This window comes from Streptomyces sp. NPDC027189 (assembly GCF_055566975.1).
This window is the reverse complement of record NZ_JBVHRI010000003.1, coordinates 582,782-595,198: the sequence shown is the minus strand read 5'-3', so window position 1 is coordinate 595,198 and position 12,417 is coordinate 582,782. Positions and strand designations below refer to the sequence as shown.

Genomic DNA, 12,417 nt, shown 5'->3' with positions numbered 1-12,417 from the left:
TCCGGAAGACGCGGGGGGCACGAAGCCGGGGTGCGGGACGAGTGCCGCGTGCGGCGCGGCGTGGGCTCCGGGCGCGTGATTTTCGTGAGGCTCGTGGGCTTCGTGGAGCTCGGGTGTCGTGGGGTGTACGGCGGTCGGGGACGGAGCGGCCGCGGCCGGCGTGGCAAGCGCGCGTGCCATGGTCCGGGCGAACCGTGCGATGGACGCGGGCGTCGTGGCCTGCGCGGCTGGCGCGCGAGGTGCGGGCGATCTCGTCGGGGAGGGTCCTGCGATCGGCACGGTTCCCGTGGGGCGAGCGGATGCCGCGGGCGGTCCTTGTGGCGCTCGGGTGCGTGCCCGGGCTCGTCGCCGTGCTGGCGCTGGTGATGTGCGCGGCCGGGGTGGACCGTACGCGGGCCCGGCCCGACCGGCCGCCGGTCGCCGCGCGGCCCGCCGCGGCCCCACACCCGGCGGCCCGGCCGGCCATCGTGTCGCGGACGCGATGGCTGGACGCCGCGAGCGCGCACGCCCAGCCGCCGCCCCGCTACGACGACCGGGTCGTCGCGATCTTCGTCCACCACACCGACTCGCCCAACGGGTACGACTGCGCCGACACGCCCCGCATCATCCGCTACCTCTACGCCGGCCAGATCGGGGCCCGGAACTGGGACGACATCGGCTACAACTTCCTCGTCGACCGCTGCGGAACGATCTACGAGGGCCGCGCGGGCGGCATCGACCGGCCCGTCACAGGGGCGCACGCGCAGGGGTTCAACCACCGGACCGCCGGGGTCGCGGCGATCGGGACGTTCACGTCGGGGACGCCGGTGCCGCGGGCGATGACCGAGGCGATAGCCGCTCTTGCGGCGTGGAAGCTCGGGTTGTCCGGGGTTGATCCGCGGGCGACGGTGCGGTTGGTGTCCAGCAACAGTCTCAGTCGGTTCCATGCGGGGGCCGACGCCGTGCTGCCCACCGTGGCGGGCCACAACGACGCGTTCATGACCAGCTGCCCCGGTGCCGCGCTGGTGGCCCGCCTCCCAGAGATACGGGACCGAGCGGCCCGCCTGCAGGGCCGCTGAGTTGCTTCGCCCCCTCCGCCCCAGGCCCCGTTCCCGCAGTTCCCCGCGCCCCTGAAAAGGGGCGCGGGGAACTGCGCGATCTTTTGGCGGAGGTCTGGGGGCGCAGCCCCCAGGTACGGGACGGGGGTAGGGGCGGAGGGGGCGAAAACCACTCGCCGGGCCTAGGTGGCGCGTGGGTCCGGGCCGTCGTCCTGGGCGCTCGCCACGTCCAGGAACCGTTCGCCCGACGGATCCACGTCCACGTCGAGGGCGTTCATCAGGCCCGCCGGCATGGCGTAGTACCCGGCCGTCATGATGATCTCGACCGTCTCGCGGTCGGTGAAGTGGCGGCGCAGGACGTCGAGTTCACCCGGCTCGAGGGTCCGCTCGACCGTGATCCTGGCGGCGGCCGACAGGGCCGCGGATTCCGCCTCCGTGAACTCCGGCGGCGTACAGAGCCGGAGCTCCCCGAGCACCGCGAGCTGCTCCGGCGTCACCCCGGGGGCAAGGGCGATCGGCGTGTGCTGCGCGCTCTCGTAACGGCAGCGCGTCCGGGCGGCCACCGCCATGATGACCAACTCCCTGATGGCGGTGGGAAGTTGCGTCTGCCCCAGTATGGCGAAGCCGAGGTCGATGGCCGGGCCCGTCAGGTCCGGGGCGTGGGAGAGCATCCGGAAGGCGTTCAGGGCCACCGGAAGCCGTGCCACGGCGTCCGCGGGCCGGTCGGGGTAGGGGATACGGCCACGGAAACCTCACAGGGTCGGGGGTTCCGAGAACCACACAGGGTCGGGAGTTCCGAGAACCTCACAGGGTCGGGAGCCCCGATCCCAGGCCCTGTCGTCCCCCCTCCCGCCCGCCTCGCGACACCGGCGGGCAGCCACAGCCACACCGCAGGTGGTTCACAGACTCCCCAGAGCCGTGCGTCCTACGGTCGTCGTACGCACTGACTGGAGGTGGGGATCATGAGGAGCAGTCGGATGGAAACCACGGAGAAGACGGCCGGTTGGGCACAGGCCGCGCGCAGCCCCTGGACGGTGGTCTGCGCGGTGGCGACGGTCGTCCTGGGCCCGGCGGCGGTCACGGCGTCCGCCTTGGACCAGGCCAACGCGGCACCGCTGTACCACGCCGTGCGGGCCGACCAGACGCAGGCGTACATCCCCGCGGACATCAGCCGCCGACGCACAGCGGCATGAGCCGTGGCATGAGCCCTGGCGCGGGTCGGCAACTCCGCTGCGCTATCAGCCCTTGAACCGCTCCCACAGCTTGGGGTAGCGCTCCGCGATGACCGACTCGTTCTCGAAGTCGAGGGCCGTGCCCGCGGGCTCCGCGGCCGCCGGCGGGATGCCCAGGTCGGGGGCGACGGAGCCGGTGAGCTGCTCGTATGCCTCGTCCGCCGAGTAGCCCAGCTCCTCGCCGTCGCCGTCGATCTCCTCGTCGAAGTCCTCCAGGAGGTCGGCGAGCGAGTCCGGGTCGTGCACCGCGCCCTCGAAGACCTCCCGGCCCTGGCCGATCAGCCAGCACCGGAAGAAGTCGAACGCGTCGTCGCTGGCGCCGTCGAGCAGCACCCAGGCCGCGCCCCACAGGTCCCAGCGGTACGCGCGGTTGTAGCGCGCCTCGAAGTGCCGGGCGAAGTCGAGCACCTCGTCCGGGTCCAACTGGACGAGCCGCTCGACCAGCAGGTCGGCCTGTTCCTCGGGGTCGCCCTCGGCGGCCTCGCGGGTCGTGTCCACCAGCTCCCAGAACTCCGTCTCGTCCATCACGGGTCAAGCATCGGGCCTGGACGGGAGGGACGCACGTGGAGTGGCGCAGATTGTTATGCGTGCACATGCCCAAGGTAAAACCACCGGGTTCATACGCATTTCAGAGGTGCGGTCACTCGGTCCCGACGCCACGGTCACCGGTCTCCAGCGGGCGGTCACCCGTACAGCGCCACCAGCCGGGCCGCGTCCTTCGCGAAGCGCCTCCGGAGCGCCTCCGGAGCGAGTATCTCCACCTCCGGCCCGAGCGCCGTGAGCTGCGTATGGGCGACCTCCTCGGACTCGACGGGAAGCGTGACGGTCACCCAGCCCCTGGTGTCGGGGGCGCCGGGCGCGTCCAGGGCGTCCTTGGCGGACGTGGGATCAAGGACGTACGGCAGCCGTCGCGCACCGTCCGGGGACAGTCGTACGACGACCTCCGCGTGCAGGATGGACCGGGCGAACTCCTCGGCCCGCTCCTCCCAGAACCCGGGCAGGTCGAATCCGTCGTCGCGGCGGAAGCGCTCCTCGTCGAGGTCGACCGCGGTGAAGCGGTCGATGCGGTACACCCGGAAGGACCCCGCGTCCGGCACCCGCGCGCACAGGTACCAGACCCCCGCCTTGAGCACGAGCCCGTACGGTTCGAGCGCGCGCTCCACCTCCGCCTCGCCCCGCCGGTAGCGCGCGACGATCGGCCGGTCGTCCCACACCGCGTCCGCGACCGCGGGCAGCAGCTCGGGTGTCTCGGGCTCGCTGAACCAGGCGGGCGCGTCCAGATGGAACCGCTGTGCCGCCGTCCGCGAGGCGTCCCGCACGGAGGGGAGAAGGGCCGCGGACACCTTCAGCCGGGCCGCCGAGGCCGTGTCCTCCAGGCCCATCTCGCGCAGTGCCCCCGGCACCCCGCTCAGGAACAGCGCCTCCGCCTCGCTCCGCGCGAGGCCCGTCAGCCGCGTCCGATATCCCCCGACCAGCCGATACCCCCCGGCCCTTCCCCGGTCCGCGTACACCGGAACCCCCGCCTCCGAGAGCGCCTGCGCGTCCCGCGTGATCGTCCGCTCGGACACCTCGAGCTCCCGCGCCAGCTCTGCGGCGGTCATCGACGGCCGCGACTGGAGCAGCAGCACCATCTTGATCAGGCGGGCAGCGCGCATGGGTTCATGATGCAGGGCACCACTGACAACGAAGAGACGTGCGAACGACGGCGAAGGGGCGCGGAACACGGCGCAGCGGAACGCGACACGGCTTAAAAGGCGACACGGCGAAGGGGCACGGCGGTCGCCGTGCCCCTTCGCCGAGCCGTACGTCAGCTCCCCGAGCTGCTACAGCCCGTAACGCTCCCGCGCTTCCTTCACCGCCGACGTCTGGACCTCACCGCGGCGGGCGAGCTGCGCCAGTGCCGCGACGACGATCGACTGGGCGTCCACGCCGAAGTGACGGCGGGCTGCCTCACGGGTGTCGGACAGACCGAAGCCGTCGGCACCGAGCGAGGAGTAGTCCTGCTCGACCCACTGTGCGATCTGGTCCGGGACCTGGCGCATGTAGTCGGAGACCGCGAGGACCGGGCCCTCGGCGCCGTGCAGCGCCTGGCGGACGAACGGCACGCGCTCCTCGCCGCGCAGCAGCGCCGCGTCGGCCTCAAGGGCGTCGCGCCGCAGCTCGGTCCAGGAGGTCGCGGACCACACGTCGGCGGCCACGCCCCACTCCTCGGCGAGCAGCTTCTGCGCCTCCAGCACCCAGTGGATCGCCGTGCCGGAGCCGAGAAGCTGGATGCGCGGGGCGTTGGCCACCGGCGAAAGCCCGGCCGACTCCGCCGTGTTGAAGCGGTACAGGCCCTTGACGATGCCTTCGTCGATGCCGAGTCCGGCCGGCTTCGCGGGCTGCGGCATCGGCTCGTTGTAGACCGTCAGGTAGTAGAAGACGTTCGGGTCCTCGCCGGGCGTGGCCTCGCCGTACATCCGGCGCAGACCGTCCTTGACGATCGCGGCGATCTCGTACGCGAACGCCGGGTCGTACGACAGCGCCGCCGGGTTGGTCGCCGCGATCACCGGCGAGTGGCCGTCCGCGTGCTGCAGACCCTCACCCGTCAGCGTCGTACGGCCGGCCGTGGCGCCGACCAGGAAGCCGCGGCCGAGCTGGTCGCCGAGCTGCCACATCTGGTCGGCCGTGCGCTGCCAGCCGAACATCGAGTAGAAGATGTAGAAGGGGATCATCGCTTCGCCGTGCGTGGCGTACGCGGTGGACGCGGCGATGAAGTCCGCCATGGAACCGGCCTCGGTGATCCCCTCGTTGAGGATCTGGCCGTCCTTGGCCTCCTTGTAGTACATCAGCTGGTCGCGGTCGACCGGCTCGTACGTCTGGCCCTTGGGCGAGTAGATGCCGAGGGAGGGGAAGAGCGACTCCATACCGAAGGTACGGGCCTCGTCCGGAACGATCGGCACCCAGCGCTTGCCGGTCTGCTTGTCGCGGACCAGGTCCTTGACCAGGCGGACGAACGCCATGGTCGTCGCCACGTTCTGCGAGCCGGAGCCCTTGTCGAAGGACGCGAACGCCTTGTCGGCCGGGGCGGGCAGCGGCGCGAGGGCGTGCGTACGGCGGGCCGGGGCCGGGCCGCCGAGGGCCGCGCGGCGCTCCTGGAGGTAACGGACCTCGGGGGCGTCGGCGCCCGGGTGGCCGTAAGGAACGACACCGTCGGCGAACCGGCTGTCGGAGATCGGCAGTTCGAGCAGGTCACGCATCTGCTTGAACTCGTCCACCGTCAGCTTCTTCATCTGATGGTTGGCGTTCTTGGACGCGAAGCCCTCGCCGAGCGTGAAGCCCTTGACGGTCTGGGCCAGGATGACCGTCGGCGCGCCCTTGTGCTCGACGGCCGCCTTGTAGGCCGCGTACACCTTGCGGGACTCGTGACCACCGCGGGAGAGGTGGAAGCACTCAAGGATCTTGTCGTCGCTGATCAGCTTCGCCATCTCGACGAGCGCCGGGTCGGCGCCGAAGAAGTCCTGGCGGATGTAGGCCGCGTCGCGGGTCTGGTACGTCTGCACCTGCGCGTCGGGTACCTCGCGCAGGCGGCGTACGAGCGCGCCGGTGGTGTCGAGCTGGAACAGCTCGTCCCAGGCCGAACCCCACAGCGACTTGATGACGTTCCAGCCGGCACCGCGGAACTGGGCCTCCAGCTCCTGCACGATCTTGAAGTTGGCGCGGACCGGGCCGTCGAGGCGCTGCAGGTTGCAGTTGATGACGAAGGTCAGGTTGTCGAGACCCTCGCGGCTCGCGAGCGCGAGTGCGGCCGTCGACTCCGGCTCGTCCATCTCGCCGTCACCGAGGAAGGCCCAGACGTGCGACTGCGAGACGTCCTTGATGCCGCGGTTGGTGAGGTAGCGGTTGAAGCGCGCCTGGTAGATCGCCGACAGCGGGCCGAGGCCCATCGAGACGGTCGGGAACTCCCACAGCCAGGGGAGGCGGCGCGGGTGCGGGTACGACGGCAGACCGTTGCCGCCGGACTCCTGGCGGAAGTGGTCGAGGTGCTGCTCGCTGAGCCGGCCGTCGAGGAAGGCGCGGGCGTAGATGCCGGGGGAGGCGTGGCCCTGGATGTAGAGCTGGTCGCCGGACCCGTCGGCCTCCTTGCCCTGGAAGAAGTGGTTGAAGCCGGTCTCGTAGAGCCAGGCGGCGGAGGCGAAGGTGGCGATGTGGCCGCCGACGCCGTATTTGCTGCCGCGGGTCACCATCGCGGCCGCGTTCCAGCGGTTCCACGCGGTGATCTTCCGCTCCATCTCCTCGTCGCCGTCCACGACGGGCTCGGCGGCGGTGGGGATGGTGTTGACGTAGTCCGTCTCAAGCAGCTTGGGCAGCGCGATGCCGTTGCCCTCGGCGCGCTCCAGCGTGCGGCGCATCAGGTACGCGGCACGGTGCGGCCCGGCCGCCTTGGTGACGGCGTCCAGGGAGGCCTGCCACTCGGCGGTCTCCTCGGGGTCGCGGTCCGGGAGCTGATCGAGCTCGCTCGGCTGGATTGCGGTGGGGTCGGTCATTGCGCCGCCTTCCGGATGCGGAGGGGGGTTCCCTCATCGGTAAGGGGTTTTCGGGGGTGCCCTTGGTCTTTGGCAGGACAGGGCGGCGGGCTCTGGTGCTGTGACACCATGCGGCGTCCGCCGCGTGGCCCGTCGGTGACTGTAACTCCCTGATCGATGATCGATCAAAGGTTTGCGGGGCAAAACCTCTTCAGATCGAGAAAGTCGGCACCCGGTGCCTTCAGCGCAGGCACCGGGTGCCTTGAAATCGAAGGTTTGCGCAGGTGAGAGCACGCTTGAGCGCGAGGTCGCTCCACTGTGTCAGGCGCGCGGGGCGCAGCCGAGCACATGCGACTTCACGAGGTCGGCGATCAGCGGGTCCCGCCGCCTGAACGCGTCCACGAGGGCCTCGTGCTCCTCCGCGTACGACTGCTGCACGGTCCCCAGCCACCGGATCGACAGGGCCGTGAACACCTCGATGCCCAGCCCTTCCCAGGTGTGCAGCAGCACCGAGTTCCCGGCGGCCCGCACCAGCTCGCGGTGGAAGGCCACGGTGTGCCGCACCTGACCGGTCCCGTCCGACAGCCGGTCGGCCTCGTACAGCGCCGCGACGTGCGGCTCCAGGGCCGAGCAGTCCTGGGCGAGCCGCTCGGCCGCCAGCTCCGCCGCGATGGCCTCCAGACCGGCTCGTACGGGGTAGCTCTCCTCCAGGTCGGCGGCGGTCAGATTGCGCACCCGTACGCCCTTGTTCGGCGCCGACTCGATCAGCCGCAGTGACTCCAGCTCGCGCAGCGCCTCCCGCACGGGGGTCTGGCTGACCTCCAGCTCCGTGGCGATCCGCCGTTCCACGATCCGCTCGCCCGGCTTCCAGCGCCCGCTGACGATCCCCTCCACGATGTGCTCGCGGATCTGTTCGCGCAGCGAGTGGACGACGGGCGCGGTCATGAGAGCTCCTTACGGAGGGGGCGCACCGGCCCCAAGGGCGTTTGACGTTTAGACAATAAGGCCGCGCCCCCACCGGTGAGAGGCGCACGGGGGCGCTTTCCTGCAGGTGAGACGAGACTTACACGCTGTCAGAGTGCCGGGGGCTGTAAAGACCCGTACCGGGCGGGGTCCGGATGCGTCACGTCCGTGTCACCCCGAGAACCCGCGCGGCCCGCACGGTGTGTGGGTCGGCACAGGGGTTCCCGCGAGGGGCGCCCCCGTGAAGGCCAGGGGGACGGCATGAGCGGATGGGGACGGAAGCGAGGGGTGCGCTGGGCGACGGCGGCTGTCGTGGCAGGGGCGGTCGTGGGGATCACCGGCTGTCAGCCGACGGACGTGGGAGCGGCGGGGCAGCCGAGCGATGGGCACTCCACCGGCACCTCGGGCGCCGCGGGTTCAGGCGGTACCGGCTCGGCCGGTACGGGTTCGGCCGGCGCAGGCTCGGCCGGGCAGCCCGCCGGCCCCGGCGGCGCCTGCGTCTTCGTCAAGCCGGACGGCGCCCAGAAGTTCGGCCACACCGGCTGGGGCTTCCGCATCACGGGCACCGACCGCTGGGAGTACGGCGCGGTCGAGAACCCGACCAACGCGCTCTACACCCCGCCGGGCGGCTACATCGGCGCCTGGCACGCCGAGGGCACGTACGCCCGGATGCTCAGCGACATGTCCCGCGACGCGAACTACCCCGGCAAGTCGACCCACCCGTACAGCCGTTACCGCTGCACGTCCTCGTCGGCCGGCGATGTCGCCTCGGCCCGCGCCATGATCCGTACGGTCGAGAGCCGCGGCTTCCTGGTCGGCATCGACCCGAAGACCGGCGACCTCGGCTCCCGCGACTGCCTCGACGCCACGTACGACGTCCTCAAGGCGTACCGCACACGGCACTTGACGCCCGCGTACCAGACGGAGATCCCGAACGTGTGGGTGGAGACGCTGGTGCTGTGGACGGACAAGACGCTGAAGCCGCACTGAGCGACCCCGGGGAAGTGCAGGCACGCCCCCACGCCGCTGGAAACGCGATGCCCCCGCCCGGAAGGTCCCGGACAGGGGCGTCGCACAAGCGGTGAAGCAATGAGGCGATGAAGGACTACAGACCGAGCTCGACCTCGAACTCGCCCGCCTCCAGGATCGCCTTGACCGCCGTCAGGTAGCGGGCGGCGTCGGCGCCGTCCACCAGGCGGTGGTCGTAGGAGAGCGTCAGGTACGTCATGTCGCGGACGCCGATGACGGTGCCCTCCTCCGTCTCGATGACGGCCGGGCGCTTGACCGTGGCGCCGATGCCCAGGATCGCGACCTGGTTCGGCGGCACGATGATCGTGTCGAAGAGCGCGCCGCGCGAGCCGGTGTTGGAGATGGTGAAGGTCGCGCCGGACAGCTCGTCCGGAGTGATCTTGTTCGCCCGGACCTTGCCCGCCAGGTCGGCGGTGGCCTTGGCGATGCCGGCGATGTTGAGGTCGCCCGCGCCCTTGATGACCGGGGTCATCAGGCCCTTCTCCGAGTCCACCGCGATACCGATGTTCTCGGTGTCGAAGTAGCTGATCGTGCCCTCGGCCTCGTTGATCCGGGCGTTGATGACCGGGTGGGCCTTCAGCGCCTGGGCCGCCGCCTTCACGAAGAACGGCATCGGGGAGAGCTTGACGCCCTCGCGCGCGGCGAAGGAGTCCTTGGCCTGGGCGCGCAGGCGCATCAGGCGGGTGACGTCCACCTCGACGACCGAGGAGAGCTGGGCCTGCTCGTGCAGGGCCTTGACCATGTTGTCGCCGATGACCTTGCGGATGCGCGGCATCTTGACGGTCTGGCCGCGGAGGGGGGAGACCTCCAGGGTCGGCGTCTTCCTGGCGGCGGCCGGGGCGGCAGCGGCAGCCGGCGCCTGAGCGGCGGCAGCGGCCTTCGCGGCCTCGGCGGCGGCGATGACGTCCTGCTTGCGGATACGGCCGCCGACGCCGGTGCCCTTGACGGCGGCCAGGTCGACCCCGTTCTCGGCGGCGAGCTTGCGCACCAGCGGGGTCACGTACGCGCCCTCGTCGGTGGCCTGCGCGGCAGGAGCCGGAGCCGGGGTGACCGGGGCGGGCGCGGCGACCGGCGCGGGAGCCGGGACGGCGGGCGCGACGGGGGCCGGAGCCGCGGGCTGGACCGGAGCCGGGGCGGCGGCGGCCGGGGCGGCCGGAGCAGCGGGGGCCGGAGCCGGAGCCGCGGGCGCCGCCGGCGCCGCCGGAACGGCAGCGGGGGCAGCCGGAGCCGCGGGGGCGGCGGCGGCCGGAGCGGCGCCGGGCGCGCCGATGACGGCCAGCTTGGCGCCGACCTCGGCGGTCTCGTCCTCGCCGACCACGATCTCCAGCAGCACGCCGGCAACCGGCGCGGGGATCTCGGTGTCGACCTTGTCCGTGGAGACCTCGAGCAGCGGCTCGTCCTCCGCGACCTCCTCGCCGACCTCCTTCAGCCAGCGGGTGACGGTGCCCTCGGTGACCGACTCGCCCAGCGCGGGCAGCACGACGTCGGTACCGGTGGCGCCACCTGCCGGAGCGGCGGGGGCGGCGGGAGCCGGGGCGGCCGGAGCCGCGGGGGCCTCGGCGACCGGGGCGGGGGCCGGAGCGGCCGCGGGGGCGGGGGCGGGGGCGGGCTCGGCGGCCGGAGCCGGGGCGGCAGCGGGGGCGCCGGTGCCGTCGTCGATGACGGCCAGCTCGGCGCCGACCTCGACCGTCTCGTCCTCGGCGACCTTGATGGACGCGAGCACACCGGCGGCGGGCGAGGGGATCTCGGTGTCGACCTTGTCGGTCGACACCTCGAGCAGCGGCTCGTCGGCCTCGACGCGCTCGCCCTCGGCCTTCAGCCAGCGGGTGACAGTGCCCTCGGTGACGCTCTCACCGAGCGCCGGAAGGGTTACGGAAACCGCCATGGTTTCTGTTGCTCCTTACGAATGGTGCGGAAGTCTGTGGTCGTCGTCGCGCCCTACTCGACGCGGTGACTGGGGACAGCCGGTGGCTGATCAGTCGTGCGAGTGCAGCGGCTTGCCCGCGAGGGCCAGGTGGGCCTCGCCGAGCGCCTCGTTCTGCGTCGGGTGGGCGTGGATGAGCTGGGCGACCTCGGCGGGCAGCGCTTCCCAGTTGTAGATCAGCTGGGCCTCGCCGACCTGCTCGCCCATGCGGTCGCCGACCATGTGGACGCCGACCACGGCACCGTCCTTCACCTGGACGAGCTTGATCTCGCCCGCGGTGTTGAGGATCTTGCTCTTGCCGTTGCCCGCGAGGTTGTACTTCAGAGCGACGACCTTGTCCGCGCCGTAGATCTCCTTGGCCTTGGCCTCGGTGATACCCACGGAGGCGACCTCGGGGTGGCAGTACGTCACCCGCGGCACGCCGTCGTAGTCGATCGGAACGGTCTTCAGACCGGCCAGACGCTCCGCCACCAGGATGCCCTCGGCGAAGCCGACGTGCGCGAGCTGGAGCGTCGGGACCAGGTCACCGACGGCGGAGATGGTCGGGACGTTCGTCCGCATGTACTCGTCGACCAGGACGTAGCCGCGGTCCATCGCGACGCCCTGCTCCTCGTAGCCGAGACCGGCAGAGACCGGGCCGCGGCCGACGGCGACGAGCAGCACCTCGGCCTCGAACTCCTTGCCGTCGGCGAGGGTGACCTTGACACCGTTCTGGGTGTACTCGGCCTTCGAGAAGAAGGTGCCCAGGTTGAACTTGATGCCGCGCTTGCGGAACGCGCGCTCAAGAAGCTTGGAGGAGTTCTCGTCCTCGACCGGGACGAGGTGCTTGAGGCCCTCGATGACCGTGACGTCGGAGCCGAAGGACTTCCACGCGGAGGCGAACTCCACGCCGATGACGCCGCCGCCCAGGATGATCGCGGACTGCGGGACGCGGTCCAGGACCAGCGCGTGGTCGGAGGAGATGATGCGGTTGCCGTCGATCTCCAGGCCCGGCAGCGACTTCGGCACGGAGCCGGTCGCGAGGAGCACGTGGCGGCCCTGGATGCGCTGGCCGTTCACGTCGACGGAGGTGGGGGAGGAGAGACGGCCCTCGCCCTCGATGTACGTCACCTTGCGGGACGCGATGAGACCCTGCAGACCCTTGTACAGGCCGGAGATGACCCCGTCCTTGTACTTGTGGACGGCCGGTACGTCGATGCCCTCGAAGGTGGCCTTGACGCCGAACTGCTCGCTCTCGCGGGCCTGGTCGGCGATCTCGCCCGCGTGCAGCAGAGCCTTGGTGGGGATGCACCCGCGGTGCAGGCAGGTACCGCCGACCTTGTCCTTCTCGATCAGGGCGACGTCCAGGCCCAGCTGCGCTCCGCGCAGCGCCGCGGCGTAACCGCCGCTACCGCCGCCGAGGATCACTAGGTCGAAAACGGTGCTGGCGTCGTTCGCCACGTCACGTCCTCCATGCATGTGCGCCACGCCGGTCTCCAGTGACCGGTCGGCGGCTGGTGTCCGGCCGCTCTTCTTCGGCCCTGTGGTGGGGGCCCTGTCCTGCCGAGAACCCATCTTCGCACTTGTCGGCGGCGATCGAGACGCCGGGCCGGTGTGTGAGACGTCTGATCCATCACGTCGACGGGGTGCGGATGTGGGGGAACCTGCGGATTTCGTCGAGGGCGAAACCCTCGTACGGCCATGAGAGCGGCCCCGGGTCACCAGGACCCGGGGCCGCTCTCACTGGT

Annotated in this window: 10 protein-coding genes; 3 read left to right on the top strand and 7 right to left on the bottom strand. The window is 71.3% G+C overall.

Annotated features, from left to right (window positions below; translation table 11 throughout):
* The first annotated feature begins 299 nt into the window (after positions 1 to 299).
* On the top strand, positions 300 to 1,058 hold the full coding sequence (locus ACZ4RZ_RS10555; RefSeq protein WP_467743582.1) for a peptidoglycan recognition protein family protein: 759 nt from the start codon (positions 300 to 302) through the stop codon (positions 1,056 to 1,058).
* A gap of 161 nt (positions 1,059 to 1,219) precedes the next feature.
* On the opposite strand, the gene ACZ4RZ_RS10550 is transcribed toward ACZ4RZ_RS10555, so the two are convergent.
* Positions 1,220 to 1,744, bottom strand: coding sequence for a carboxymuconolactone decarboxylase family protein (locus ACZ4RZ_RS10550; protein ID WP_467743581.1), 525 nt, complete (start codon positions 1,742 to 1,744; stop codon positions 1,220 to 1,222).
* A 255-nt stretch (positions 1,745 to 1,999) separates the two neighbouring features.
* Here ACZ4RZ_RS10550 and ACZ4RZ_RS10545 point away from each other — a divergent pair, with 255 nt between their 5' ends.
* Positions 2,000 to 2,230, top strand: a complete 231-nt coding sequence (locus ACZ4RZ_RS10545) for a hypothetical protein (RefSeq protein ID WP_467743580.1) — start codon at positions 2,000 to 2,002, stop codon at positions 2,228 to 2,230.
* Positions 2,231 to 2,275: 45 nt separating this feature from the next.
* Here ACZ4RZ_RS10545 and ACZ4RZ_RS10540 read toward each other — a convergent pair whose 3' ends face one another.
* From ACZ4RZ_RS10540 to ACZ4RZ_RS10525, 4 genes are all read right to left on the bottom strand, one after another.
* Entirely contained in the window at positions 2,276 to 2,794 is a 519-nt protein-coding gene (locus ACZ4RZ_RS10540) for a DUF4240 domain-containing protein (protein ID WP_467743682.1), read from the bottom strand.
* A 158-nt stretch (positions 2,795 to 2,952) separates the two neighbouring features.
* Positions 2,953 to 3,924, bottom strand: coding sequence for a helix-turn-helix transcriptional regulator (locus ACZ4RZ_RS10535; protein WP_467743579.1), 972 nt, complete (start codon positions 3,922 to 3,924; stop codon positions 2,953 to 2,955).
* A 168-nt stretch (positions 3,925 to 4,092) separates the two neighbouring features.
* The gene (gene aceE, locus ACZ4RZ_RS10530; protein ID WP_467743578.1) at positions 4,093 to 6,795 is read right to left on the bottom strand and encodes a pyruvate dehydrogenase (acetyl-transferring), homodimeric type; all 2,703 of its coding nucleotides are present in this window, start codon (positions 6,793 to 6,795) and stop codon (positions 4,093 to 4,095) included.
* 300 nt (positions 6,796 to 7,095) lie between these two features.
* Entirely contained in the window at positions 7,096 to 7,719 is a 624-nt protein-coding gene (locus tag ACZ4RZ_RS10525; RefSeq protein ID WP_467743577.1) for a GntR family transcriptional regulator, read from the bottom strand.
* A 279-nt stretch (positions 7,720 to 7,998) separates the two neighbouring features.
* Between ACZ4RZ_RS10525 and ACZ4RZ_RS10520 the strand changes: the two genes are divergently transcribed.
* Positions 7,999 to 8,727, top strand: a complete 729-nt coding sequence (locus ACZ4RZ_RS10520) for a hypothetical protein (protein ID WP_467743576.1) — start codon at positions 7,999 to 8,001, stop codon at positions 8,725 to 8,727.
* Positions 8,728 to 8,842: 115 nt separating this feature from the next.
* Here the strand turns inward: ACZ4RZ_RS10520 and sucB are convergent, their stop codons facing one another.
* Together sucB and lpdA are read right to left on the bottom strand one after the other, a co-directional pair.
* Positions 8,843 to 10,651 (bottom strand): 2-oxoglutarate dehydrogenase, E2 component, dihydrolipoamide succinyltransferase, encoded by a 1,809-nt coding sequence (sucB, locus tag ACZ4RZ_RS10515; protein WP_467743575.1) that lies wholly within the window; start codon positions 10,649 to 10,651, stop codon positions 8,843 to 8,845.
* Between the two features lie 90 nt (positions 10,652 to 10,741).
* On the bottom strand, positions 10,742 to 12,130 hold the full coding sequence (lpdA, locus tag ACZ4RZ_RS10510) for a dihydrolipoyl dehydrogenase (protein WP_467743574.1): 1,389 nt from the start codon (positions 12,128 to 12,130) through the stop codon (positions 10,742 to 10,744).
* Positions 12,131 to 12,417: the final 287 nt, after the last annotated feature.

What these genes read in the sequence shown, in the direction of transcription:
- ACZ4RZ_RS10555 (WP_467743582.1), top strand. Translation starts at nt 300, where the DNA reads ATGCCGCGGGCGGTCCTTGTGGCGCTCGGGTGCGTGCCCGGGCTCGTC.
- ACZ4RZ_RS10545 (WP_467743580.1), top strand. Translation starts at nt 2,000, where the DNA reads ATGAGGAGCAGTCGGATGGAAACCACGGAGAAGACGGCCGGTTGGGCA.
- ACZ4RZ_RS10540 (WP_467743682.1), bottom strand. Translation starts at nt 2,794, where the DNA reads ATGGACGAGACGGAGTTCTGGGAGCTGGTGGACACGACCCGCGAGGCC.
- ACZ4RZ_RS10535 (WP_467743579.1), bottom strand. Translation starts at nt 3,924, where the DNA reads ATGCGCGCTGCCCGCCTGATCAAGATGGTGCTGCTGCTCCAGTCGCGG.
- aceE (WP_467743578.1), bottom strand. Translation starts at nt 6,795, where the DNA reads ATGACCGACCCCACCGCAATCCAGCCGAGCGAGCTCGATCAGCTCCCG.
- ACZ4RZ_RS10525 (WP_467743577.1), bottom strand. Translation starts at nt 7,719, where the DNA reads ATGACCGCGCCCGTCGTCCACTCGCTGCGCGAACAGATCCGCGAGCAC.
- ACZ4RZ_RS10520 (WP_467743576.1), top strand. Translation starts at nt 7,999, where the DNA reads ATGAGCGGATGGGGACGGAAGCGAGGGGTGCGCTGGGCGACGGCGGCT.
- sucB (WP_467743575.1), bottom strand. Translation starts at nt 10,651, where the DNA reads ATGGCGGTTTCCGTAACCCTTCCGGCGCTCGGTGAGAGCGTCACCGAG.